Source organism: Escherichia sp. WS33 (assembly GCF_046486385.1).
In the GTDB taxonomy this organism is placed as follows: domain Bacteria; phylum Pseudomonadota; class Gammaproteobacteria; order Enterobacterales; family Enterobacteriaceae; genus ECMA0423.
In genome coordinates, this window is record NZ_JBJQLJ010000017.1 from 66,969 (window position 1) to 92,836 (window position 25,868).

General features: G+C 52.7%; 22 protein-coding genes and 1 tRNA gene. 15 read left to right on the plus strand and 8 right to left on the minus strand.

The window, feature by feature from the left end:
* Positions 1-62: 62 nt before the first annotated feature.
* Entirely contained in the window at positions 63-1,301 is a 1,239-nt protein-coding gene (cca, locus tag ACJHXA_RS15010) for a fused tRNA nucleotidyltransferase/2',3'-cyclic phosphodiesterase/2' nucleotidase/phosphatase Cca (RefSeq protein ID WP_000708501.1), read from the plus strand.
* A 162-nt stretch (positions 1,302-1,463) separates the two neighbouring features.
* Here cca and bacA read toward each other — a convergent pair whose 3' ends face one another.
* The gene (gene bacA, locus ACJHXA_RS15015; protein WP_001305111.1) at positions 1,464-2,285 is read right to left on the minus strand and encodes an undecaprenyl-diphosphate phosphatase; all 822 of its coding nucleotides are present in this window, start codon (positions 2,283-2,285) and stop codon (positions 1,464-1,466) included.
* 89 nt (positions 2,286-2,374) lie between these two features.
* Positions 2,375-2,743 (minus strand): bifunctional dihydroneopterin aldolase/7,8-dihydroneopterin epimerase, encoded by a 369-nt coding sequence (folB, locus tag ACJHXA_RS15020; RefSeq protein ID WP_001295541.1) that lies wholly within the window; start codon positions 2,741-2,743, stop codon positions 2,375-2,377.
* A 104-nt stretch (positions 2,744-2,847) separates the two neighbouring features.
* On the opposite strand from folB, the gene plsY reads away from it, so the two are divergent.
* On the plus strand, positions 2,848-3,465 hold the full coding sequence (gene plsY / locus ACJHXA_RS15025) for a glycerol-3-phosphate 1-O-acyltransferase PlsY (RefSeq protein ID WP_001272796.1): 618 nt from the start codon (positions 2,848-2,850) through the stop codon (positions 3,463-3,465).
* Between the two features lie 12 nt (positions 3,466-3,477).
* Here the strand turns inward: plsY and ttdR are convergent, their stop codons facing one another.
* A complete protein-coding gene (gene ttdR, locus ACJHXA_RS15030) occupies positions 3,478-4,410 on the minus strand; it encodes an L-tartrate utilization transcriptional activator TtdR (protein ID WP_000935206.1) in 933 nt (310 codons plus the stop codon).
* Between the two features lie 206 nt (positions 4,411-4,616).
* On the opposite strand from ttdR, the gene ttdA reads away from it, so the two are divergent.
* Genes ttdA through ttdT form a run of 3 tightly spaced genes read left to right on the plus strand, consistent with a single transcriptional unit; the run spans position 4,617 to position 7,641 of the window.
* Positions 4,617-5,528: a L(+)-tartrate dehydratase subunit alpha gene (gene ttdA / locus ACJHXA_RS15035; protein WP_000986797.1), complete on the plus strand. Its 912-nt coding sequence runs from the start codon at positions 4,617-4,619 to the stop codon at positions 5,526-5,528.
* The gene (gene ttdB / locus ACJHXA_RS15040; RefSeq protein WP_000722957.1) at positions 5,525-6,130 is read left to right on the plus strand and encodes a L(+)-tartrate dehydratase subunit beta; all 606 of its coding nucleotides are present in this window, start codon (positions 5,525-5,527) and stop codon (positions 6,128-6,130) included. Before ttdA ends, ttdB begins: the two co-directional genes overlap by 4 nt.
* 47 nt (positions 6,131-6,177) lie before the next feature.
* Entirely contained in the window at positions 6,178-7,641 is a 1,464-nt protein-coding gene (gene ttdT / locus ACJHXA_RS15045; RefSeq protein WP_001560764.1) for an L-tartrate/succinate antiporter, read from the plus strand.
* Positions 7,642-7,683: 42 nt separating this feature from the next.
* Here ttdT and tsaD read toward each other — a convergent pair whose 3' ends face one another.
* The gene (gene tsaD / locus ACJHXA_RS15050; protein ID WP_001264365.1) at positions 7,684-8,697 is read right to left on the minus strand and encodes a tRNA (adenosine(37)-N6)-threonylcarbamoyltransferase complex transferase subunit TsaD; all 1,014 of its coding nucleotides are present in this window, start codon (positions 8,695-8,697) and stop codon (positions 7,684-7,686) included.
* 236 nt (positions 8,698-8,933) lie between these two features.
* Here tsaD and rpsU point away from each other — a divergent pair, with 236 nt between their 5' ends.
* The 3 genes from rpsU (at position 8,934) to rpoD (ending at position 13,041) form a co-directional block, all read left to right on the plus strand.
* Positions 8,934-9,149 carry a 30S ribosomal protein S21 gene (gene rpsU, locus ACJHXA_RS15055; protein WP_001144069.1) on the plus strand — a complete coding sequence of 72 codons (216 nt, stop codon included), beginning with the start codon at positions 8,934-8,936 and terminating at the stop codon, positions 9,147-9,149.
* Between the two features lie 110 nt (positions 9,150-9,259).
* Entirely contained in the window at positions 9,260-11,005 is a 1,746-nt protein-coding gene (gene dnaG, locus ACJHXA_RS15060) for a DNA primase (RefSeq protein WP_000918827.1), read from the plus strand.
* A gap of 194 nt (positions 11,006-11,199) precedes the next feature.
* Positions 11,200-13,041 (plus strand): RNA polymerase sigma factor RpoD, encoded by a 1,842-nt coding sequence (rpoD, locus tag ACJHXA_RS15065; protein WP_000437371.1) that lies wholly within the window; start codon positions 11,200-11,202, stop codon positions 13,039-13,041.
* A 78-nt stretch (positions 13,042-13,119) separates the two neighbouring features.
* Here the strand turns inward: rpoD and mug are convergent, their stop codons facing one another.
* Positions 13,120-13,626 carry a G/U mismatch-specific DNA glycosylase gene (gene mug / locus ACJHXA_RS15070; protein ID WP_000228937.1) on the minus strand — a complete coding sequence of 169 codons (507 nt, stop codon included), beginning with the start codon at positions 13,624-13,626 and terminating at the stop codon, positions 13,120-13,122.
* A 124-nt stretch (positions 13,627-13,750) separates the two neighbouring features.
* Between mug and ACJHXA_RS15075 the strand changes: the two genes are divergently transcribed.
* Positions 13,751-13,826 (plus strand) — tRNA-Ile (locus ACJHXA_RS15075).
* Positions 13,827-13,879: 53 nt separating this feature from the next.
* Here the strand turns inward: ACJHXA_RS15075 and nfeF are convergent.
* The gene (gene nfeF, locus ACJHXA_RS15080) at positions 13,880-14,644 is read right to left on the minus strand and encodes an NADPH-dependent ferric chelate reductase NfeF (protein WP_001065909.1); all 765 of its coding nucleotides are present in this window, start codon (positions 14,642-14,644) and stop codon (positions 13,880-13,882) included.
* A gap of 287 nt (positions 14,645-14,931) precedes the next feature.
* Here nfeF and nfeR point away from each other — a divergent pair, with 287 nt between their 5' ends.
* Positions 14,932-15,555, plus strand: coding sequence for a DNA-binding transcriptional regulator NfeR (gene nfeR, locus ACJHXA_RS15085; protein ID WP_000018003.1), 624 nt, complete (start codon positions 14,932-14,934; stop codon positions 15,553-15,555).
* A gap of 153 nt (positions 15,556-15,708) precedes the next feature.
* Here the strand turns inward: nfeR and aer are convergent, their stop codons facing one another.
* Positions 15,709-17,229, minus strand: a complete 1,521-nt coding sequence (gene aer, locus ACJHXA_RS15090; RefSeq protein ID WP_000094682.1) for an aerotaxis sensor receptor Aer — start codon at positions 17,227-17,229, stop codon at positions 15,709-15,711.
* Positions 17,230-17,646: 417 nt separating this feature from the next.
* Here aer and ygjG point away from each other — a divergent pair, with 417 nt between their 5' ends.
* Positions 17,647-19,026: a putrescine aminotransferase gene (gene ygjG, locus ACJHXA_RS15095; RefSeq protein WP_001297164.1), complete on the plus strand. Its 1,380-nt coding sequence runs from the start codon at positions 17,647-17,649 to the stop codon at positions 19,024-19,026.
* Between the two features lie 41 nt (positions 19,027-19,067).
* On the opposite strand, the gene ACJHXA_RS15100 is transcribed toward ygjG, so the two are convergent.
* Entirely contained in the window at positions 19,068-19,400 is a 333-nt protein-coding gene (locus ACJHXA_RS15100) for a tRNA-binding protein (protein ID WP_000450589.1), read from the minus strand.
* A gap of 218 nt (positions 19,401-19,618) precedes the next feature.
* Between ACJHXA_RS15100 and ebgR the strand changes: the two genes are divergently transcribed.
* The 4 genes from ebgR (at position 19,619) to ACJHXA_RS15120 (ending at position 25,820) form a co-directional block, all read left to right on the plus strand.
* Complete coding sequence (ebgR, locus tag ACJHXA_RS15105; protein ID WP_000212470.1) at positions 19,619-20,602, plus strand: transcriptional regulator EbgR; 984 nt, start codon at positions 19,619-19,621, stop codon at positions 20,600-20,602.
* Between the two features lie 183 nt (positions 20,603-20,785).
* The gene (gene ebgA / locus ACJHXA_RS15110) at positions 20,786-23,878 is read left to right on the plus strand and encodes a beta-galactosidase subunit alpha (RefSeq protein ID WP_001082869.1); all 3,093 of its coding nucleotides are present in this window, start codon (positions 20,786-20,788) and stop codon (positions 23,876-23,878) included.
* On the plus strand, positions 23,875-24,324 hold the full coding sequence (locus tag ACJHXA_RS15115) for a beta-galactosidase subunit beta (RefSeq protein WP_001219954.1): 450 nt from the start codon (positions 23,875-23,877) through the stop codon (positions 24,322-24,324). Before ebgA ends, ACJHXA_RS15115 begins: the two co-directional genes overlap by 4 nt.
* A gap of 62 nt (positions 24,325-24,386) precedes the next feature.
* Positions 24,387-25,820, plus strand: a complete 1,434-nt coding sequence (locus ACJHXA_RS15120; RefSeq protein WP_001285446.1) for an amino acid permease — start codon at positions 24,387-24,389, stop codon at positions 25,818-25,820.
* Positions 25,821-25,868: the final 48 nt, after the last annotated feature.

Here is a 25,868-nt window from a genome sequence, read left to right on the forward strand (position 1 = left end):
TCGCCTTCTTCGTTGCACTGTCTTATTATTAGGAATTGTGTATTTGACGAAGGGATGATGGCGTGAAGATTTATCTGGTCGGTGGTGCTGTTCGGGATGCATTGTTAGGGCTACCGGTCAAAGACAGAGATTGGGTGGTGGTCGGCAGTACGCCACAGGAGATGCTCGACGCGGGCTACCAGCAGGTAGGCCGCGATTTTCCTGTGTTTCTGCATCCGCAAACGCATGAAGAGTATGCGCTGGCACGTACCGAACGGAAATCCGGTTCCGGTTACACCGGTTTTACTTGCTATGCCGCACCGGATGTCACGCTGGAAGATGATCTTAAGCGTCGCGATCTGACCATTAATGCGCTGGCCCAGGACGATAACGGCGAGATTATCGACCCGTACAACGGTCTGGGCGATCTGCAAAATCGTCTGTTGCGCCATGTTTCCCCCGCTTTTGGCGAAGATCCGTTACGCGTTCTGCGCGTGGCGCGTTTTGCTGCGCGTTATGCCCACCTCGGTTTTCGTATTGCCGATGAAACTCTGACGCTGATGCGCGAGATGACCCATGCGGGTGAACTGGAACACCTGACGCCTGAACGGGTATGGAAAGAGACGGAAAGCGCCCTCACCACCCGCAATCCACAGGTGTTCTTCCAGGTACTGCGCGATTGTGGCGCACTGCGCGTTTTATTCCCGGAAATTGACGCACTGTTTGGCGTTCCGGCCCCTGCCAGGTGGCATCCGGAAATCGACACGGGTATTCATACCTTAATGACGCTCTCAATGGCGGCGATGCTGAGTCCGCAGGTCGATGTCCGTTTCGCAACTTTATGCCACGATCTCGGTAAAGGACTGACGCCGCCAGAACTTTGGCCGCGTCATCATGGTCACGGTCCGGCGGGTGTGAAATTAGTGGAACAACTCTGCCAGCGTCTGCGCGTGCCAAATGAAATTCGCGATTTAGCCAGACTGGTGGCTGAGTTTCACGATCTCATCCACACCTTCCCAATGCTGAACCCAAAAACTATCGTCAAATTGTTTGATTCCATCGATGCCTGGCGTAAACCGCAGCGTGTCGAGCAACTGGCGCTGACCAGCGAGGCTGACGTGCGCGGCAGAACCGGTTTTGAATCAGCGGACTACCCGCAAGGCCGTTGGTTGCGCGAAGCCTGGGAAGTGGCGCAGTCAGTGCCGACAAAAGCGGTCGTTGAAGCGGGATTTAAAGGTGTGGAGATTCGCGAGGAGCTGACCCGACGGCGGATTGCGGCGGTAGCCAGTTGGAAGGAACAACGTTGCCCAAAGCCTGACTGAGTATAAAACTAAACGTTAACACGAACCATCCCCTCGCCCCTTCGGGGAGAGGGTTAGGGTGAGGGGAACAGACCAGCACCGGTGCGAACAATCACCCCCACCCCGGCCCTCTCCCTACAGAGCGAGGGAGAAAACCAGGCCTGCTCCCGAACCTTTTCTCAATCAAAAGAACACGACGTACACCGCAGCCGCCACAATAAAGCGATAAATGGCGAACGGGATAAACGAAATGCGCTTAATCAATTGCAGGAAGGTTTTAATCGCTATCAGCGCCACCACAAAAGCGGTGATAAACCCAACGGCAAACATCGGGATATCGCCGGTTGTCAGGAAGCCCCAGCTTTTGTAGAGATCGAGCGCCGTTGCGCCCATCATCATCGGTACCGCCAGCAGGAACGAGAACTCGGAAGCAGCGTAACGGCTCACGCCCATCAGCATCCCACCTGAAATGGTGGCCCCGGAACGGGAGAAACCAGGCCACAGCGCCAGACACTGGAAACAGCCAATCATAAACGCCTGACGATAGGTCATATCATCAAGACCCGGCGCACGCGGCTCTTTCGGCTTCAGGCATTCGGCGGCAATCAGCAACAAACCGCCAACGACCAGTGCATACATCACATTTATCGGGTTAAACAATGACTTAATCGTGTCGTGGAACAACAGCCCCAGTACCACCGCCGGAATCATCCCCAGCAAAATGTGGATCAGCGTTAAACGACCTTTGCTTTCTCCTTCGTGCTGCAACGGGCGGCCAAAGTGGATGCCAATCAGGCCAAACAGACGCCGCCAGAACATCACTACTACCGCCAGAATTGATCCTAACTGGATCACAACTTCAAAGGTTTTCGCCGTGTCGCCCTCGAACCCCAACAAGTGACCGACAATAATCATATGGCCCGTGCTGGATACCGGCAGAAATTCTGTCAATCCTTCGACCACACCCAATATTGCCGCTATCAGCAGCGAGTGCATATCGCTCATCAATAAACCCCTAAATTATTAAAATGTACCGCTTGTCCGAACTACTGCGTATGACCAGGTTATAACCGTTTGGTTTAACAGCTGTAAAATTAATTATTTTCTTTCAGATTATTGCCACGCTCAATGATTACGCCAACATTCGCCGCCCGCGCCACTGCGCCTGGCTTGCTGAGTTTGATACGCACCCACGGCGAGTTGAAGCGTGCTAACAGCAGCTCCGCCACCTCTTCAGCCACGCGTTCCACCAGCGCAAAACGCGCCCCCTCGACGTGGCTGACCACCGTTTCTGCAATGTCAGCGTAACTGAGGCAATCCGCCACATCATCACTTTTCGCCGCTTTACGGTTATCCCATGCCATTTCGATATCGAACACTAACTTCTGTTCGATGGTCTGTTCCCAGTCGTAAACACCAATAGTGGTGATTACCGAAAGTTGCTCTATAAATACAATATCCATCACGTCCTGCCTGCTTTTTGGCTAACCGGATACCACTTCCGGCGAAATGTGCGTATTATCCACAGATTCATCGTTGAACACGAATTTTCAAAACGGAACAGCTTATGAGTGCAATCGCGCCTGGAATGATCCTCATCGCGTACCTCTGCGGCTCCATTTCCAGTGCCATTCTGGTTTGCCGCTTGTGTGGGCTGCCCGATCCGCGAACCAGCGGCTCCGGCAATCCAGGCGCAACCAATGTGTTACGTATCGGTGGCAAGGGAGCAGCCGTAGCAGTACTGATTTTCGACGTTCTGAAAGGAATGTTGCCCGTCTGGGGCGCGTATGAATTAGGTGTCAGCCCCTTCTGGCTAGGCTTAATTGCCATCGCCGCCTGTCTTGGACACATCTGGCCCGTTTTCTTCGGATTTAAAGGAGGAAAAGGCGTTGCTACCGCTTTTGGTGCCATCGCACCCATTGGCTGGGATCTCACCGGAGTAATGGCGGGAACCTGGTTACTGACCGTGCTATTGAGCGGATACTCGTCGCTGGGAGCGATTGTCAGTGCACTGATTGCTCCGTTTTATGTATGGTGGTTTAAGCCACAATTCACCTTCCCGGTTTCGATGCTCTCTTGCCTGATCCTGCTGCGTCATCATGACAACATCCAGCGTCTGTGGCGTCGTCAGGAGACAAAAATCTGGACGAAATTCAAAAGAAAGCGCGAAAAGGATCCCGAGTGATTTCTGGTGGATCTACATGACCTGATAGCCTTCATCGGGCTTGCCCAGCCGTTGCTGGCACCATGCCGCCAGAAATTCCACGCAGACACGTAATTTCATGCTGCGATAGAGCGGCTCCCGGTAAACAGCCCAGATATTGGCGCTTTGTGCATACTCCGGCAATACTTGCACCAGTTTGCCACTCTCCAGAAACGGCAACACATCCCACTCGGAACGCAGCATAATCCCTTTGCCCTCCAGCGCCCATTGCAACACTATCTCGCCGCTATTGGAGGAAAGATGCCCGCTAACCTTCACCGATTTTTTCTCCTGACCGTTCCCCAACTCCCATATTCCGTGGGTCATATCGCGCTCTTTGGTCACCAGACAGTCATGACGACTTAATTCCTGTAATGATTGTGGCTGCGGATATTTTTGCAGATACTCAGGTGCTGCGCATAATATTCTTTTATTTTTCGTTAACAGATGCGCAATATAATAATCAGGAATTTCGTCATTAATACGAATATCCAGATCAATATTATCCTGCACTAAATCAATTTGCCGATCGAACAATTCAAAATGCACCTGTAACTCAGGATAATTGCGCATAAGTTCGGTAATGGCTGGCGCAATATGGCTGCGCCCAAAACCAAAACTACAGCCAATACGAATCATCCCCTCCGGGCGCGTTTTGATTTGCGTGACGTCATCGACCAGTCGCTGATATTGGGTGAGGATTTCCAGCGCATGTTCGTAACAACGTTGGCCACTTTCAGTCAGCGCCACGCCGCGAGCGGAGCGGTTCAGCAGCGTTGTTGCCAGCGTATTTTCAAGGATTTGGATCCGCTTGGTGACAAATGCAGGCGTCTGCCCAAGCGTCGCCGCTGCGGCGCTAAAACTCCCGCTGTGGACGATTTCTACCAGTACCTGCAAGTCTTTGGCTAAAGGCCAGCTATTCAGCATCGTTAATTATCCGCAGTTGTGATAAGCGCAGTGTATTTCGCAAAACATTGCCATTCCCTGCTCTGGCGCAATATTCATTCTTATTTTCGCGTTGATTCACGAACTGTTAATTACATATTCACGGTGGCAAAAAATATAAAACCACATTTTTAGTGGTAGTTTGTGGCGGTGAATTTTTCCAGACAAATACAAAAACTGGAGTTGCCATGATGAGCGAAAGTAATAAGCAACAGGCAGTGAATAAGTTGACAGAGATTGTCGCTAACTTTACCGCCATGATTTCTACCCGAATGCCTGATGACGTGGTGGATAAACTAAAACAGCTAAAGGATGCCGAAACGTCGTCGATGGGGAAAATTATCTACCATACGATGTTCGACAACATGCAAAAAGCGATTGACCTGAATCGTCCTGCCTGTCAGGACACCGGGGAGATTATGTTCTTCGTTAAAGTCGGTTCCCGCTTCCCACTGCTTGGCGAGCTGCAAAGCATACTCAAACAAGCCGTGGAAGAGGCAACCGTCAAAGCGCCACTACGTCACAATGCGGTAGAAATTTTTGACGAAGTAAACACCGGCAAAAATACCGGTAGCGGCGTACCGTGGGTCACCTGGGACATCATCCCCGACAATGACGATGCGGAAATCGAAGTTTACATGGCAGGCGGCGGCTGCACGCTACCTGGCCGCTCGAAAGTGTTAATGCCGTCAGAAGGCTACGAAGGCGTAGTGAAATTCGTCTTCGAAAATATCTCCACCCTCGCCGTAAACGCCTGTCCACCGGTACTGGTGGGCGTGGGCATCGCCACCTCGGTGGAAACCGCCGCCGTGCTCTCGCGAAAAGCCATTTTGCGCCCGATTGGCAGCCGCCATCCCAATCCAAAAGCGGCAGAGCTGGAGCTACGCCTGGAAGAAGGACTCAACCGTCTGGGAATTGGCCCACAAGGGCTGACTGGCAACAGTTCAGTGATGGGCGTGCATATCGAATCTGCCGCCCGCCATCCGTCAACCATCGGCGTTGCTGTTTCTACAGGCTGCTGGGCGCATCGTCGCGGCACACTGCTGGTTCATGCCGATCTCACCTTTGAAAATCTGTCTCACACCCGGAGCGCGTTATGAAAAAGATCCTGACAACCCCGATCAAAGCTGAAGATCTGCAAGATATTCGCGTCGGCGATGTGATCTACCTGACCGGTACGCTGGTGACCTGCCGTGACGTTTGTCACCGCCGCTTGATCGAACTGAAACGTCCGATCCCTTACGATCTCAACGGCAAAGCGATTTTCCACGCTGGCCCCATCGTGCGCAAAAACGGCGATAAATGGGAGATGGTTTCCGTTGGCCCGACAACCAGTATGCGTATGGAAAGTTTTGAACGTGAATTTATCGAGCAGACCGGCGTGAAACTGGTGGTTGGCAAAGGTGGTATGGGGCCGCTGACCGAAGAAGGCTGCCAGAAATTCAAGGCGCTACATGTGATTTTCCCGGCAGGCTGCGCGGTGCTGGCGGCAACCCAGGTAGAAGAGATTGAAGAAGTGCACTGGACAGAACTCGGGATGCCGGAGTCACTGTGGGTCTGCCGGGTCAAAGAGTTCGGCCCGCTGATTGTCTCTATTGATACCCACGGCAACAACCTGATAGCCGAAAACAAAAAGCTGTTCGCCGAACGCCGCGATCCCATCGTGGAAGAGATCTGCGAGCACGTCCATTACATCAAATAACCCTCCCGGAGAGGCTCACCCCTCTCCTTTTTCGCAGGCATAACACGATGAAACCTTCCACTGAATGGTGGCGATATCTTGCGCCGCTGGCGGTCATCGCCATTATTGCTCTACTTCCGGTTCCCGCAGGGCTGGAGAACCATACCTGGCTCTACTTTGCCGTTTTTACTGGCGTGATCGTTGGACTGATCCTCGAACCCGTGCCGGGTGCCGTGGTGGCGATGGTGGGTATCTCCATCATCGCCATACTCTCTCCCTGGCTGCTGTTCAGCCCCGAACAGCTCGCCCAGCCAGGCTTTAAATTCACTGCAAAATCCCTCTCGTGGGCGGTTTCCGGTTTTTCTAATTCGGTTATCTGGCTGATTTTCGCCGCCTTTATGTTTGGCACAGGCTATGAAAAAACCGGGCTTGGACGCCGCATTGCGCTGTTTCTGGTGAAAAAGATGGGACATCGCACGCTGTTTCTCGGCTATGCGGTGATGTTCTCCGAGCTGATCCTCGCACCTGTAACACCGTCCAACTCGGCGCGTGGTGCGGGGATTATCTATCCCATCATCCGTAACCTGCCACCGCTCTATCAATCACAACCAAACGACAGCAGTTCGCGCAGCATTGGCTCGTACATCATGTGGATGGGGATTGTTGCCGACTGCGTGACCAGCGCCATTTTCTTGACGGCGATGGCACCAAACTTGCTGTTAATTGGACTGATGAAAAGCGCATCTCACGCCACGCTGAGTTGGGGCGACTGGTTCCTCGGGATGTTGCCGCTCAGTATTTTGCTGGTGCTGCTGGTTCCCTGGCTGGCTTATGTGCTGTACCCGCCGGTACTGAAGTCTGGCGATCAGGTGCCGCGCTGGGCAGAGACGGAACTGCAGGCAATGGGCCCGCTCTGTTCGCGTGAAAAACGGATGCTGGGGCTGATGGTAGGCGCGCTGGTGCTGTGGATTTTCGGCGGTGATTATATCGATGCCGCGATGGTCGGTTACAGCGTGGTGGCACTGATGCTGCTTCTGCGCATTATCAGTTGGGACGACATTGTCAGTAATAAAGCGGCGTGGAACGTTTTCTTCTGGCTGGCCTCGCTTATCACCCTCGCTACCGGACTCAACAACACCGGTTTTATTAGCTGGTTTGGCAAACTGTTAGCAGGCAGCTTAAGCGGTTATTCGCCAACGATGGTGATGGTGGCGTTGATTGTGGTGTTTTATCTGCTGCGCTACTTTTTCGCCAGCGCCACGGCGTATACCTCCGCCCTCGCACCGATGATGATTGCCGCTGCGCTGGCGATGCCGGAAATCCCGCTGCCGGTGTTCTGCCTGATGGTTGGCGCGGCAATTGGTCTGGGGAGCATTCTTACACCATACGCCACCGGACCCAGTCCGATTTACTACGGTAGTGGTTATCTGCCAACGGTGGATTACTGGCGACTGGGGGCGATTTTTGGACTGATATTCCTCGTGTTGCTGGTGATTACCGGCTTGCTGTGGATGCCCGCGGTGTTGCTTTAAGTGAGGACGGTGCCGGAAATTGCTCTCCGGCACCGGATAGTTTTACGCAGCCGGTAACTCTGCCAGTGGCCAGCGCGGACGCACGCTAACGCCGAGATCCGCCGTCGCGCCTGCTTTAAACCGCACCATTCCGGCATAGGCGATCATCGCGCCGTTATCAGTACAAAATTCCGGACGCGCGTAGAACACTTCGCCGCGGCGTTTTTTCATCATTTCCGCCAGCTTCGCCCGTAACGTGCGGTTAGCACTCACGCCGCCCGCCATGACCAGTCGCTTAAAGCCCGTCTGATCCAACGCTCGCTTACACTTAATCATCAACGTATCGACCACCGCATCTTCAAAGGCGCGGGCGATATCAGCACGCGTCTGGTCGTCGGTGCCGTTGTCACGAATCGTGTTCGCCGCAAAGGTTTTCAGACCAGAAAAGCTGAAATCCAGCCCCGGACGGTCGGTCATCGGACGCGGGAAAACAAAGCGCCCGGCAGTACCCTGAGCCGCCATTTTCGACAGTAACGGTCCGCCAGGATAATCCAGCCCCAGCAGCTTCGCGGTTTTATCAAACGCTTCACCGGCGGCATCATCGATAGACTCGCCGAGCAGCTCGTACTGACCAATGCCAGTCACGCTGATTAACTGCGTATGACCGCCGGACACCAGCAGCGCGACAAACGGAAATTCCGGCGGGTTATCTTCCAGCATCGGCGCTAACAGATGCCCTTCCATATGGTGTACCGGGATTGCCGGAACGTTCCAGGCAAACGCCAGAGAACGCCCCACGGTTGCGCCAACCAGCAGTGCGCCGACTAATCCAGGGCCTGCGGTATAGGCCACAGCATCAATGTCTTTTGCCGTTAAGCCAGACTCCTTTAGCGCCGCCTGGATCAACGGTACGGTTTTGCGCACGTGATCGCGGGAGGCCAGTTCAGGCACGACGCCGCCGTAGTCAGCGTGCAATTTCACCTGACTATACAATTGGTTGGCTAACAAACCTTTTTCATCGTCGTAAATGGCGATGCCGGTTTCATCGCAGGAAGTTTCAATACCCAGTACACGCATGACTTGTTTTACCTCGCTTTATTACCGCGCAGTGTAGGACCAATGCGGGTTGATGTAAAACTTTGTTCGCCCCTGGAGAAAGCCTCGTGTATACTCCTCACCCTTATAAAAGTCCCTTTCAAAAAGGCCGCGGTGCTTTACAAAGCAGCAGCAATTGCAGTAAAATTCCGCACCATTTTGAAATAAGCTGGCGTTGATGCCAGCGGCAAACCGAATTAATCAAAGGTGAGAGGCACATGCCGGTAATTAAAGTACGTGAAAACGAGCCGTTCGACGTAGCTCTGCGTCGCTTCAAGCGTTCCTGCGAAAAAGCAGGTGTTCTGGCGGAAGTTCGTCGTCGTGAGTTCTATGAAAAACCGACTACCGAACGTAAGCGCGCTAAAGCTTCTGCAGTGAAACGTCACGCGAAGAAACTGGCTCGCGAAAACGCACGCCGCACTCGTCTGTACTAATTCCCCGAGAGCGTTGCTCTCCGATCAGACCGAGTTGTAGTTGTAAGGCCGTGCTTCCGAAAGGAATGCGCGGCTTATTTTCGTTTATGAATTGCTAAAAATCGGGGCCTATGGCTGGACGAATCCCACGCGTATTCATTAATGATCTGCTGGCACGCACTGACATCGTCGATCTGATCGATGCCCGTGTGAAGCTGAAAAAGCAGGGCAAGAATTTCCACGCGTGTTGTCCATTCCACAACGAGAAAACCCCGTCATTCACCGTTAACGGTGAGAAACAGTTTTACCACTGCTTTGGATGTGGCGCGCACGGCAACGCGATCGACTTCCTGATGAACTACGACAAGCTCGAGTTCGTTGAAACGGTCGAAGAGCTGGCAGCAATGCACAATCTTGAAGTGCCATTTGAAGCAGGCAGCGGCCCCAGCCAGATCGAGCGCCATCAGAGGCAAACGCTTTATCAGTTGATGGACGGTCTGAATACGTTTTACCAACAATCTTTACAACAACCTGTTGCCACGTCTGCGCGCCAGTATCTGGAAAAACGCGGATTAAGCCACGAGGTTATCGCTCGCTTTGCGATTGGTTTTGCGCCCCCCGGCTGGGACAACGTCCTGAAGCGGTTTGGCGGCAATCCAGAAAATCGCCAGTCATTGATTGATGCGGGGATGTTGGTCACTAACGATCAGGGACGCAGTTACGATCGTTTCCGCGAGCGGGTGATGTTCCCCATTCGCGATAAACGCGGTCGGGTGATTGGTTTTGGCGGGCGCGTGCTGGGCAACGATACCCCCAAATACCTGAACTCGCCGGAAACAGACATTTTCCATAAAGGCCGCCAGCTTTACGGTCTTTATGAAGCGCAGCAGGATAACGCTGAACCCAATCGTCTGCTTGTGGTCGAAGGCTATATGGACGTGGTGGCGCTGGCGCAATACGGCATTAATTACGCCGTTGCGTCGTTAGGTACGTCAACCACCGCCGATCACATACAACTGTTGTTCCGCGCGACCAACAATGTCATTTGCTGTTATGACGGCGACCGTGCAGGCCGCGATGCCGCATGGCGAGCGCTGGAAACGGCGCTGCCTTACATGACAGACGGCCGTCAGCTACGCTTTATGTTTTTGCCGGATGGCGAAGACCCTGACACGCTGGTACGAAAAGAGGGTAAAGAAGCGTTTGAAGCGCGGATGGAGCAGGCGATGCCGCTTTCCGCATTTCTGTTTAACAGCCTGATGCCGCAAGTTGATCTGAGTACCCCTGACGGGCGCGCACGTTTGAGTACGCTGGCACTGCCATTGATATCGCAAGTGCCGGGCGAAACGCTGCGAATATATCTTCGTCAGGAATTAGGCAACAAATTAGGCATACTTGATGACAGCCAGCTTGAACGATTAATGCCAAAAGCGGCAGAGAGCGGCGTTTCTCGCCCTGTTCCGCAGCTAAAACGCACGACCATGCGTATACTTATAGGGTTGCTGGTGCAAAATCCAGAATTAGCGACGTTGGTCCCGCCGCTTGAGAATCTGGATGAAAATAAGCTCCCTGGACTTGGCTTATTCAGAGAACTGGTCAACACTTGTCTCTCCCAGCCAGGTCTGACCACCGGGCAACTTTTAGAGCACTATCGTGGTACAAATAATGCTGCCACCCTTGAAAAACTGTCGATGTGGGACGATATAGCAGATAAGAATATTGCTGAGCAAACCTTCACCGACTCACTCAACCATATGTTTGATTCGCTGCTTGAACTGCGCCAGGAAGAGTTAATCGCTCGTGAGCGCACGCATGGTTTAAGCAACGAAGAACGCCTGGAGCTCTGGACATTAAACCAGGAGCTGGCGAAAAAGTGATTTAACGGCTTAAGTGCCGAAGAGCGATCGGGAAGCCCCCGACAGCCGCACTGAGAGGCAGCGGCAAATATATAAGTACGCCCTCGTAATTATCGTTGGCGGTAAACAACCGTTGGATTTCAGCGTTAACGGCTGAAGGACATCGGGTCAATCGCCCAACACCAACCTCATGAAATAAGTGTGGATACCGTCTTATGGAGCAAAACCCGCAGTCACAGCTGAAACTTCTTGTCACCCGTGGTAAGGAGCAAGGCTATCTGACCTATGCCGAGGTCAATGACCATCTGCCGGAAGATATCGTCGATTCAGATCAGATCGAAGACATCATCCAAATGATCAACGACATGGGCATTCAGGTGATGGAAGAAGCACCGGATGCCGATGATCTGATGCTGGCTGAAAACACCGCGGACGAAGATGCTGCCGAAGCCGCCGCGCAGGTGCTTTCCAGCGTGGAATCTGAAATCGGGCGCACGACTGACCCGGTACGCATGTACATGCGTGAAATGGGCACCGTTGAACTGTTGACCCGCGAAGGCGAAATTGACATCGCTAAGCGTATTGAAGACGGGATCAACCAGGTTCAATGCTCCGTTGCTGAATATCCGGAAGCGATCACCTATCTGCTGGAACAGTACGATCGTGTTGAAGCAGAAGAAGCGCGTCTGTCCGATCTGATCACCGGCTTTGTTGACCCGAACGCAGAAGAAGATCTGGCACCTACCGCCACTCACGTCGGTTCTGAGCTTTCCCAGGAAGATCTGGACGATGACGAAGATGAAGACGAAGAAGATGGCGATGACGACAGCGCCGATGATGACAACAGCATCGACCCGGAACTGGCTCGCGAAAAATTTGCGGAACTACGCGCTCAGTACGTTGTAACGCGTGACACCATCAAAGCGAAAGGTCGCAGTCACGCTGCCGCTCAGGAAGAGATCCTGAAACTGTCTGAAGTATTCAAACAGTTCCGCCTGGTGCCGAAGCAGTTTGACTACCTGGTCAACAGCATGCGCGTCATGATGGACCGCGTTCGTACGCAAGAACGTCTGATCATGAAGCTCTGCGTTGAGCAGTGCAAAATGCCGAAGAAAAACTTCATTACCCTGTTTACCGGCAACGAAACCAGCGATACCTGGTTCAACGCGGCAATTGCGATGAACAAGCCGTGGTCGGAAAAACTGCACGATGTCTCTGAAGAAGTGCATCGCGCCCTGCAGAAACTGCAGCAGATTGAAGAAGAAACCGGCCTGACCATCGAGCAGGTTAAAGATATCAACCGTCGTATGTCCATCGGTGAAGCGAAAGCCCGCCGTGCGAAGAAAGAGATGGTTGAAGCGAACTTACGTCTGGTTATTTCTATCGCCAAGAAATACACCAACCGTGGCTTGCAGTTCCTTGACCTGATTCAGGAAGGCAACATCGGTCTGATGAAAGCGGTTGATAAATTCGAATACCGCCGTGGTTACAAGTTCTCCACCTACGCAACCTGGTGGATCCGTCAGGCGATCACCCGTTCTATCGCGGATCAGGCGCGCACCATCCGTATTCCGGTGCATATGATTGAGACTATCAACAAACTCAACCGTATTTCTCGCCAGATGCTGCAAGAGATGGGCCGTGAACCGACGCCGGAAGAACTGGCTGAACGTATGCTGATGCCGGAAGACAAGATCCGCAAAGTGCTGAAGATCGCCAAAGAGCCAATCTCCATGGAAACGCCGATCGGTGATGATGAAGATTCGCATCTGGGGGATTTCATCGAGGATACCACCCTCGAGCTGCCGCTGGATTCTGCGACCACCGAAAGCCTGCGTGCGGCAACGCACGACGTGCTGGCTGGCCTGACCGCGCGTGAAGCGAAAGTTCTGCGTATGCGTTTCGGTATCGATATGAACACCGACCACACGCTGGAAGAAGTGGGTAAACAGTTCGACGTTACCCGCGAACGTATCCGTCAGATCGAAGCGAAGGCGCTGCGCAAACTGCGTCACCCGAGCCGTTCTGAAGTGTTGCGTAGCTTCCTGGACGATTAATCGGTAGGCCGGATCAGGCGTTACGCCGCACCCGGCACTAGTCCCTTTGCACAAACGCCACCTTTTCGGTGGCGTTTTTTATCGCCCACGCACTACCAGCGCCTGGTCCAGCTCGCGATACGCTTCAACCAGTTTCTCTAGTGAAACGCGACTTAAACCGCTGGGATTTGGCAGCACCCAAATCTGCGTCGAACCAATGGTGAGCGTTTGTTTCCCCCACTGTGCACCGCGCTGGCTGAATCCCTGTTCATATGCTTGTTTGCCCAGAATCGCCAACGCCTGCGGCTGATAATCTTCAATTTTTTCAATCAGCTTACGCCCACCTGCGTGCAGCTCCTGCTTTGAAACTTCATTGGCTTGCACCGTTGGACGGTCTACCAGTTTGGTGACGCCACAACGATAATCCAGCAGATGCTGTGCCTCCTGCGGCTTCAACTGACGGTCGGTAAACCCGGCCTGATATATCACCTTCCAGAAGCGATTTGCTGGATGAGCAAAGGGAAAACCAGTCCCGGCGGATGAAAGCCCAGGGTTGATACCGCAAAACACGACCCGTAACCCTGGAGCCAAAATATCCTCAACCATATTTACTCCTTTCTAACATCACCAGGAAAAGTATAACGGATTGAAAATACATTGTTTATAAAAACAGCAGGCGCACGGTAATGGCTGGATTGCGACACGGAGTTACTTTATAATCCGCTACCATGGCCCCTTAGCTCAGTGGTTAGAGCAGGCGACTCATAATCGCTTGGTCGCTGGTTCAAGTCCAGCAGGGGCCACCAGATATAGCAAAGGCTGACGAGAAATCGTCAGCCTTTTTCTTTTTATATATCAGTTACTTTGCGTGCCAGTAAGCCGCTGCACGTACCCGCTGTGGGTCATACTGTTCCGCTTCAAAGCGGCGGCTTAAATTCTTAACGACTTTACCTTCGCCGGTTATCCAGATGAAGTAATCATCGGCAGGGATTTGCATCTGCGCCAGACGCGCATCTACCGCCTGCTCATCATGTGCCAGCCATTCGATATTAAAACCATCAAGGTGCGCGAGATAATCCTGACAGGCGTTATCCCGCACGCTAACCAGCGCACTAACTTGCGGTTTAACGGCAAGTTTGCTCAACGTTTCCAGGCGGCGGCGCAGTGCGGGCATTCCGGATTCATCGCAGACATACAGCTGATACGCGTAATCTTCCGGCACCACCAGCGAACCGCGCGGACCTGCCACCGTAAGTTTATCGCCCGGTTGCGCCTGCATCGCCCAGCCGCTGGCGACCCCACCGTCGTGAATAAAGAAATCAATCGCCAGTTCATGGCGTAGTTCGTCATACAGCGGCGTATAGTCACGCGACGGTGGGCGTGGTCCTTCCGGCCAGACGATGCCCTCTTCCGTTACCGTTGGCGGCACAAAGTGAGCATCAGATTGAGGAAAGAAGAGTTTGCTGTGATCGTCAAAGCCGCGCGATGTAAAACCGTCCAGCGCCTCGCCGCCAAGGACAATGCGCTGAAAACCGGCGCTAATACGCTCAACGCGTAGCACAGTCAATTCACGGAAGCGCAGATCATTGCGAACGCGCTGCGGGTAGCGGGGGGAGTTATTCATTGTTATCGCCTTCGTGATGGTAATCAGATATATCTAAATAATTTTCGCAAATGATAATGATTGTTAATCATGATAAATGCAAGCGATTTGTAGAACTGATATGTCTATAGTCTGACAAGACGAACCGCCTCTTCTCAGGCATCATTACTCAACGCCGGATGCGGCGTGAACGCCTTATCCGGCCTACGTGTGAGATGAGTCCACATTTAAAAATCATTTTTATTCTTGCAAGAGTGCTCACATCAGATATAAATTAGATATATCTAATCAAGCAAAAGGAGGCTGATATGAGCCATCATCACGAAGGGTGTTGTAAACATGAAGGCCAGCCACGCCATGAGGGCTGCTGCAAAGGTGAGAAGTCAGAACACGAGCACTGCGGACACGGTCACCAGCATGAACACGGTCAATGCTGCGGTGGTCGCCACGGTCGCGGCGGCGGTCGTCGGCAACGTTTCTTTGGTCACGGTGAATTGCGTCTGGTGATTCTGGATATTCTCTCGCGCGATGACAGCCACGGTTACGAATTGATTAAAGCGATTGAGAACCTAACCCAGGGGAATTACACCCCAAGCCCGGGCGTCATCTACCCAACGCTGGATTTTCTGCAGGAGCAGTCGCTGATTACCATCCGCGAAGAGGAAGGTGGTAAGAAGCAGATTGCGCTGACCGAACAAGGCGCGCAGTGGCTGGAAGAAAACCGCGAACAGGTGGAGATGATTGAAGAACGCATCAAAGCGCGTTGCGTTGGCGCGGCGCTGCGCCAGAACCCGCAAATGAAGCGGGCGCTGGATAATTTTAAAGCGGTGCTGGATTTACGCGTCAACCAGAGCGATATCAGTGATGCACAAATAAAAAAGATCATTGCGGTGATCGACCGCGCCGCTTTTGATATTACGCAACTGGATTAATCGCCGCATCCGCCAGTGGCGCGGTGCAATTGCCGGATGCGACGCTTGACGCGCCTTATCCGGCCTACACCCGCTACACACCCCGCAGGCCTGATAAGATGCGCCAGCATCGCATCAGGCATTGTGCTCCAACCGCCGGATCCGGCATACCGATTAATGCAGCACCGTCACCGCGTCTTCCAGTCGGCTGGCGCGGTGTTTCACCATCGCCGACACCTGCGCACTCTCTTCCACCAGCTCGGCATTTTTCTGGGTGATCAGGTTAAGCTCATCCACTGCACGGGTCAGGCTGGAAAGCCCATCGGCCTGTTCCAGCGTTGAATGGCTAATCTGGGCGATCAACTGGGTGACGTTTTTCACCTGTGCCACAATATCTTCCATCGTCCGTCCGGCGGCGTGTACCTGCTGCGAACCGGATTGCACCTTATCAGCACTGGCATCAATCAGCTTGCGAATATCGTTGGCAGCATTAGCGCTGCGGCTGGCTAAATGACGCACTTCCCCTGCCACCACTGCAAAACCTTTGCCCTGTTCGCCGGCACGCGCCGCTTCCACCGCCGCATTCAGGGCCAGAATATTGGTCTGAAACGCAATATCGTTAATCAGCGAAGTAATGGTGCCAATGCGCTGGGTACTGTCGGCGATATCGTCCATTGTCTTGATCACCGTGGTCATCGCCTCCCCACCCTGCACTGCCGCATTACTGGCGGTGATAGAAAGTTTATCGGCAGCCGACGCCGTGGCAGAGTTCTGTTTCACCGACGCCGCCATTTGGTTCATGGTCGCCACCGTTTGCTGAACGTTATCAACTGTCTGCTGGGTATGTTCGTTCAGTTCATCGGTGCCTTTCGCCAGCGTCTCACTGCCATTTCTGACACTGGACACCTGGCTTGAGACATCGTTAATTAGCCAACGGCACATCAGGCCAAGCTGCCCTACCGCGCGTAATGTCAGCCCCAGCTCATCGCTGCGATTCAGGTGCTCAACACTATTACGCTCTCCGGTCGCCACCTTCAGTGCCTGACGGGCGACATTTTCTATCGGGCGCACAATCTGCCATTCAAAACAAGCGCTTGCCAACAATACCACTAACACACAGAGGAAATACGTCACCACCGGGGCAGCAACAAACCAAAGCATGGCCGCCAGCAAGATAAACATCAGGGTCATCACTCCACGCGCCCGCCAGCGAAGCGGTAATGAAGGCAGTTTACCCAGCCAGCCTTTACGCACCACCAGGCCTTTATGAATACGCTTACTGGTACGTCCGGCGTTCAGCGCTTTGTACAGCGGCTCCACCGCCGCAATCTCTTCATCCGTCGCCCGGGTACGAATCGACATATAGCCACTGATTTTTCCCTCGCGCACCATCGGTACCGCATTGGCCCGCACCCAATAATGGTCGCCATTTTTGCGGCGATTTTTCACGATGCCGCTCCAGGGCTCCCCTTTTTTCAGGGTGAACCACATATCCGCAAACGCCGCTTTTGGCATATCCGGGTGACGCACCATGTTGTGCGGCTGCCCTTGTAACTCTTGCAAGGTAAAGCCGCTCACCTGCACAAAAGTGTCATTAGCATGAGTGATATAGCTTTGCAGATCGGTAGTGGACATCAGAGTGGTATCGTCCGCCAGCGGGGTATTTTGCTGGGTGACATACGGATGAGAAGACATGTTCGCGTCCTGTGCAGGTTATATGGTTGTTAACTTCTTGTCAGAGTTTATGTCGGCCCCGCTGCGGTTATCTTTAACCGATTAATTTGATTTAGATCGCAATTTGCGATTAAAGCACAAATCTAATTCTTTGATTTAAAATACTTTCACTCTGTTACTATACGAAAACGTTAATTATCTTGCCCAAAAATCAGGCAATTATTGCCCTGAAAACGTGCATTTGCGCAGCAATCATCAAATCCATACCCGACAAAAACCGTGCAAAATAACAACAAATGTTAACAGATAGCATTAAATATTGCACAAATGATAACCGAATTTGTGTTTATCCCGATTTTCGCGATCGCAGCCGGAGTGGCGCAATCCCTGCAATACTTAAATCGGTATCATGTGATACGCGAGCCTCCGGAGCATATTTTGAACAGGTTACCTTCGAGCGCATCGGCTTTAGCGTGCAGCGCCCACGCCCTGAATCTCATTGAGAAGCGAACGCTGGATCATGAGGAGATGAAAGCACTTAACCGAGAGGTGATTGAATACTTCAAAGAGCATGTCAATCCGGGGTTTTTAGAGTATCGCAAATCTGTTACCGCCGGCGGGGATTACGGAGCCGTAGAGTGGCAAGCGGGAGGTTTAAATACGCTTGTCGACACCCAGGGACAGGAGTTTATCGACTGCCTGGGAGGTTTTGGAATTTTCAACGTGGGGCACCGTAATCCAGTTGTGGTTTCCGCCGTACAGAATCAACTTGCGAAACAACCGCTGCACAGCCAGGAGCTGCTCGATCCGTTACGGGCGATGTTGGCGAAAACCCTTGCTGCGCTAACGCCCGGTAAACTGAAATACAGCTTCTTCTGTAATAGCGGCACCGAGTCCGTTGAAGCAGCGCTGAAGCTGGCGAAAGCTTACCAGTCACCGCGCGGCAAGTTTACTTTTATTGCCACCAGCGGCGCGTTCCACGGTAAATCACTTGGCGCGCTGTCGGCCACGGCGAAATCGACCTTCCGCAAACCGTTTATGCCACTGCTGCCGGGCTTCCGTCATGTGCCGTTTGGCAATATCGAAGCCATGCGCACGGCTCTTAACGAGTGCAAAAAAACCGGTGATGATGTGGCTGCGGTGATCCTCGAACCGATTCAGGGTGAAGGTGGCGTAATTCTGCCGCCGCCGGGCTATCTCACCGCCGTACGTAAGCTATGCGATGAGTTCGGCGCACTGATGATCCTCGATGAAGTACAAACGGGCATGGGGCGCACGGGCAAGATGTTCGCCTGCGAGCATGAGAACGTACAGCCGGATATCCTCTGCCTTGCCAAAGCGCTCGGCGGCGGCGTGATGCCGATTGGCGCGACCATCGCCACTGAAGAGGTGTTTTCAGTTCTGTTCGACAACCCATTCCTGCATACCACCACCTTTGGCGGCAACCCGCTGGCCTGTGCGGCGGCGCTGGCGACCATCAATGTGTTGCTGGAGCAGAACTTACCGGCTCAGGCTGAGCAAAAAGGCGATATGTTGCTGGACGGTTTCCGTCAACTGGCGCGGGAATATCCCGATCTGGTACAGGAAGCGCGTGGTAAAGGGATGTTGATGGCAATTGAGTTTGTTGATAACGAAATCGGCTATAACTTTGCCAGCGAGATGTTCCGCCAGCGCGTACTGGTGGCCGGAACGCTCAATAACGCCAAAACGATCCGCATTGAACCGCCACTGACACTGACCATTGAACAGTGTGAACTGGTGATCAAAGCGGCGCGTAAGGCGCTGGCGGCCATGCGAGTAAGTGTCGAAGAAGCGTAATATCAAATCGGATGGCGATACGACGTCGCCATCCGATCTTTTTATACGACGCGTACGCCCGCAGGCATCATCCGCTCCGGCGTTAACAACACGCTTTCACTGCCGTCATCGGTTTCCGCACACAACAGCATGCATTCCGACGTTTCACCACGCATTTTCGCTTTTTGCAGATTGCATAAGACCACCACCGTTTTCCCCATCAGCTCTTCTTCGCTGTAGTACGGCACCAGGCTGGTCACGGTTTGCAGTGTTTTTTCCCCCACATCAACCTGTACGATGTACAGCTTGTCGGCGTTTTCATGGCGTTTCACTTCCACAATCTTTCCGACGCGCATTTCCAGACGTGCAAAATCAGCGTAAGCCACGGTTTCCATTGTTTCCTCCCTTCGGGTAAAATTTTACTAAACTATAGCAAAAGTTTTTCTCAATCCTGTAGGCTAAAAATGGAGAATGCAGGCGTGATCACATTCGTGAGCCGCTGTGTTACCGTTACAGCGTCAAAGAAACGCGCTTTATTTACTGAAAACAGGTGACCCGATAAGCACTTCCTCTACAATGGGGGCGCACATCAGGGAAAGTAAAAAAGGTAAACATGGCAACACTAAAAGACATCGCAATCGAAGCTGGCGTATCCCTGGCGACAGTATCCAGGGTCTTAAATGACGATCCGACATTGAATGTGAAAGAAGAGACGAAACATCGCATTCTCGAGATCGCCGAAAAGCTGGAGTACAAGACCAGTAGTGCCCGTAAACTCCAGACAGGTGCAGTCAACCAACACCATATTCTGGCTATCTACAGCTACCAACAGGAGCTGGAGATCAACGATCCTTACTATCTGGCGATCCGCCACGGCATTGAAACTCAGTGCGAAAAGCTGGGCATTGAGCTCACCAACTGTTATGAACACAGCGGATTACCAGACATTAAAAACGTCACCGGTATTTTAATTGTCGGCAAACCCACGCCCGCCCTGCGCGCCGCCGCCTGTGCGTTGACCGACAATATCTGTTTTATCGACTTTCACGAACCCGGCAGCGGTTACGATGCGGTGGATATCGATCTGGCACGCATCAGTAAAGAAATCATCGACTTCTATATCAACCAGGGCGTTAATCGTATTGGTTTTATTGGCGGTGAAGATGAGCCTGGCAAGGCGGATATTCGTGAGGTCGCCTTTGCGGAATATGGCCGACTGAAACAAGTGGTACGCGAAGAGGATATCTGGCGCGGCGGTTTTTCCAGTTCGTCGGGTTATGAACTGGCAAAACAAATGCTGGCGCGGGAAGACTATCCGAAGGCACTGTTTGTTGCTTCCGATTCCATTGCTATCGGCGTACTGCGGGCAATTCATGAACGAGGCCTGAACATCCCACAGGATATTTCGCTTATCAGCGTTAACGATATCCCCACCGCGCGATTTACCTTTCCGCCGCTCTCCACCGTGCGCATCCATTCCGAGATGATGGGAAGTCAGGGCGTTAACCTGGTGTATGAAAAAGCCCGCGATGGTCGCGCGCTGCCGCTGTTAGTCTTCGTTCCCAGCAAATTAAAACTGCGCGGCACGACCCGTTAAATCCCCTTACACACTGTCCGGCAATCGTTTTTGCCGGACAGTGCTGCCGTTTATTTTCGTGATCCAGTTAAAGTAAATGCATTTACCTGCTACTTTTTAGTAAAAATTTTACTAAACTCCCCAGCAATTACACAAACTACCATCACCATGAATGGTTCCGATTTCTCTCTACCGGGAGGCCCTATGAATCGCTGGGAAAACATTCAGCTCACCCACGAAAACCGACTTGCGCCGCGTGCGTACTTTTTTTCATATGATTCTGTTGCGCAAGCGCGTACCTTTGCCCGCGAAACCAGCAGCCTGTTTCTGCCCTTAAGCGGTCAGTGGAATTTCCACTTTTTTGACCATCCGCTGCAAGTACCAGAAGCCTTCACCTCTGAGTTAATGGCTGACTGGGGGCATATTACCGTCCCCGCCATGTGGCAAATGGAAGGTCACGGCAAACTGCAATATACCGACGAAGGTTTTCCGTTCCCCATCGATGTGCCGTTTGTCCCCAGCGATAACCCAACCGGTGCCTATCAACGTATTTTCACCCTCAGCGACGGCTGGCAGGGTAAACAGACGCTGATTAAATTTGACGGCGTCGAAACCTATTTTGAAGTCTATGTTAACGGTCAGTATGTGGGTTTCAGCAAGGGCAGTCGCCTGACCGCAGAGTTTGACATCAGCGCGATGGTTAAAACCGGCGACAACCTGTTGTGTGTGCGCGTGATGCAGTGGGCGGACTCTACCTACGTGGAAGACCAGGATATGTGGTGGTCAGCGGGGATCTTCCGCGATGTTTATCTGGTCGGAAAACACCTAACGCATATTAACGATTTCACTGTGCGTACCGACTTTGACGAAGCCTATTGCGATGCCACGCTTTCCTGCGAAGTGGTGCTGGAAAATCTCGCCGCCTCCCCTGTCGTCACGACGCTGGAATATACCCTGTTTGATGGCGAACGCGTGGTGCACAGCAGCGCCATTGATCATTTGGCAATTGAAAAACTGACCAGCGCCAGCTTTGCTTTTACTGTCGAACAGCCGCAGCAATGGTCAGCAGAATCCCCTTATCTTTACCATCTGGTCATGACGCTGAAAGACGCCAACGGCAACGTTCTGGAAGTGGTGCCACAACGCGTTGGCTTCCGTGATATCAAAGTGCGCGACGGTCTGTTCTGGATCAATAACCGTTATGTGATGCTGCACGGCGTCAACCGTCACGACAACGATCATCGCAAAGGCCGCGCCGTTGGAATGGATCGCGTCGAGAAAGATCTCCAGTTGATGAAGCAGCACAATATCAACTCCGTGCGTACCGCTCACTACCCGAACGATCCGCGTTTTTACGAACTGTGTGATATCTACGGCTTGTTTGTGATGGCGGAAACCGACGTCGAATCGCACGGCTTTGCTAATGTCGGCGATATCAGCCGTATTACCGACGATCCGCAGTGGGAAAAAGTCTACGTCGAGCGCATTGTTCGCCATATTCACGCGCAGAAAAACCATCCGTCGATCATCATCTGGTCGCTGGGCAATGAATCCGGCTATGGCTGTAACATCCGCGCGATGTACCACGCAGCGAAGGCGCTGGATGACACGCGACTGGTGCATTACGAAGAAGATCGCGATGCTGAAGTGGTCGATATTATTTCCACCATGTACACCCGCGTGCCGCTGATGAATGAGTTTGGTGAATACCCGCATCCGAAGCCGCGCATCATCTGTGAATATGCTCATGCGATGGGGAACGGACCAGGCGGGCTGACGGAGTACCAGAACGTCTTCTATAAGCACGATTGTATTCAGGGACATTATGTTTGGGAGTGGTGCGACCACGGGATCCAGGCGCAGGATGACAACGGCAACGTCTGGTATAAATTCGGCGGCGACTACGGCGACTATCCCAACAACTATAACTTCTGTCTTGATGGTTTGATCTATTCCGATCAGACGCCGGGACCGGGCCTGAAAGAGTACAAACAGGTTATCGCGCCGGTAAAAATCCACGCGCTGGATCTGACTCACGGCGAGCTGAAAGTCGAAAATAAACTGTGGTTTACCACGCTTGATGACTACACCCTGCACGCAGAGGTGCGCGTCGAAGGTGAAACGCTCGCGACGCAGCAGATTAAACTGCGCGACGTTGCGCCGAACAGCGAAGCCCCCTTGCAGATCACGCTGCCGCAGCTGGACGCCCGCGAAGCGTTCCTCAACATTACGGTGACCAAAGATTCCCGCACCCGCTACAGCGAAGCCGGGCATTCTATCGCCACTTATCAGTTCCCGCTGAAGGAAAACACCGCGCAACCAGTGCCTTTCGCACCAAATAATGCGCGTCCGCTGACGCTGGAAGACGATCGTTTGAGCTGCACCGTTCGCGGCTACAACTTCGCGATCACCTTCTCAAAAATGAGTGGCAAACCGACATCCTGGCAGGTGAATGGCGAGTCGCTGCTGACCCGCGAGCCAAAGATCAACTTCTTCAAGCCAATGATCGACAACCACAAGCAGGAGTACGAAGGGCTGTGGCAACCGAATCATTTGCAGATCATGCAGGAACATCTGCGCGACTTTGCCGTAGAACAGAGCGATGGTGAAGTGTTGATCATCAGCCGCACAGTTATTGCCCCGCCGGTGTTTGACTTCGGGATGCGCTGCACCTACATCTGGCGCATCGCTGCCGATGGCCAGGTTAACGTGGCGCTTTCCGGCGAGCGTTACGGCGACTATCCGCACATCATTCCGTGCATCGGTTTCACCATGGGGATTAACGGCGAATACGATCAGGTGGCGTATTACGGTCGTGGACCGGGCGAAAACTACGCCGACAGCCAGCAGGCTAACATCATCGATATCTGGCGCAGCACCGTCGATGCCATGTTCGAGAACTATCCCTTCCCGCAGAACAACGGCAACCGTCAGCATGTCCGCTGGACGGCACTGACTAACCGCCACGGCAACGGTCTGCTGGTGGTTCCGCAGCGCCCAATTAACTTCAGCGCCTGGCGCTATACCCAGGAAAACATCCACGCTGCCCAGCACTGTAACGAGCTGCAGCGCAGTGATGACATCACCCTGAACCTCGACCACCAGCTGCTTGGCCTCGGCTCCAACTCCTGGGGCAGCGAGGTGCTGGACTCCTGGCGCGTCTGGTTCCGTGACTTCAGCTACGGCTTTACGTTGCTGCCGGTTTCTGGCGGAGAAGCTACCGCGCAAAGCCTGGCGTCGTATGAGTTCGGCGCAGGGTTCTTTTCCACGAATTTGCACAGCGAGAATAAGCAATGAGGATCATCGATAACTTAGAACAGTTCCGCCAGATTTACGCCTCTGGCAAGAAGTGGCAACGCTGCGTTGAAGCGATTGAAAATATCGACAACATTCAGCCTGGCGTCGCCCACTCCATCGGTGACTCATTGACTTACCGCGTGGAGACAGACTCCGCGACCGATGCGCTATTTACCGGGCATCGACGCTATTTTGAAGTGCATTACTACCTGCAAGGGCAGCAAAAAATTGAATATGCGCCGAAAGAGACATTACAGGTAGTGGAATATTATCGTGATGAAACTGACCGTGAATATTTAAAAGGCTGCGGAGAAACCGTTGAGGTCCACGAAGGGCAAATCGTTATTTGCGATATCCATGAAGCGTATCGGTTTATCTGCAATAACGCGGTCAAAAAAGTGGTTCTCAAAGTCACCATCGAAGATGGTTATTTCCATAACAAATAACAACTACGGCGGCAAAAGGAGTTTGCCGCCACCGCTACCCTACACATTTTCGGAGATGTGTTATGTCTGATACCAAACGTAATACAATCGGCAAATTCGGCTTGCTCTCGCTGACTTTTGCCGCCGTTTACAGCTTTAACAACGTTATCAATAATAATATTGAGCTTGGACTGGCCTCGGCACCGATGTTTTTCCTCGCGACGATTTTTTATTTTATTCCCTTCTGTCTGATCATCGCAGAATTTGTTTCGTTAAATAAAAACTCAGAAGCCGGTGTCTACGCGTGGGTAAAAAGTTCGCTGGGCGGACGTTGGGCATTTATTACTGCCTATACCTACTGGTTCGTAAACCTGTTCTTTTTCACCTCACTGTTGCCGCGCGTTATTGCTTATGCTTCGTATGCCTTCCTCGGCTACGAATATATTATGACGCCGGTTGCCACCACCATTATCAGTATGGTGCTGTTCGCCTTCTCCACCTGGGTTTCCACCAACGGGGCGAAAATGCTGGGGCCAATTACCTCCGTCACTTCAACGCTGATGCTGCTGTTAACGCTCTCCTACATTTTACTGGCAGGTACGGCGCTGGTTGGCGGCGTACAGCCTGCTGACCCCATCACCGTTGACGCGATGATCCCGAACTTCAACTGGGCGTTCCTCGGCGTTACCACCTGGATCTTTATGGCCGCAGGTGGCGCGGAGTCCGTCGCTGTGTACGTTAACGACGTCAAAGGCGGTTCGAAATCGTTCGTTAAAGTGATCATCCTCGCCGGGATTTTTATCGGCGTACTGTATTCCGTCTCCTCGGTGCTGATTAACGTCTTCGTCAGCAGCAAAGAGTTGAAATTTACCGGCGGATCGGTGCAGGTATTCCACGGCATGGCGGCGTATTTTGGTCTACCGGAAGCGTTGATGAATCGCTTTGTCGGTCTGGTGTCCTTTACCGCGATGTTCGGTTCCCTGCTGATGTGGACCGCAACGCCGGTGAAAATTTTCTTCTCCGAAATCCCGGAAGGCATCTTTGGTAAGAAAACCGTCGAACTGAACGAAAACGGCGTTCCGGCGCGCGCAGCGTGGATCCAGTTCCTGATCGTCATCCCGCTGATGATTATCCCGATGCTCGGTTCCAATACCGTGCAGGATCTGATGAATACTATTATTAATATGACCGCCGCAGCGTCCATGCTTCCGCCGTTATTCATCATGCTGGCTTACCTGAATTTACGCGCCAAATTAGATCACCTGCCACGCGATTTCCGTATGGGCTCCCGCCGCACCGGTATTATCGTTGTTTCAATGCTGATTGCGATATTTGCCGTAGGGTTTGTCGCTTCGACATTCCCGACTGGCGCGAATATTCTGACCATCATTTTTTATAACGTCGGCGGTATTGTTATCTTCCTTGGCTTTGCGTGGTGGAAATACAGTAAATATATAAAGGGATTAACGGCTGAAGAGCGCCATATTGAAGCGACGCCAGCCAGCAATGTTGATTAAGCAGAATAATAAAAAATGAGCAGGCATTTTCCCTCTTCCTGGATGAGG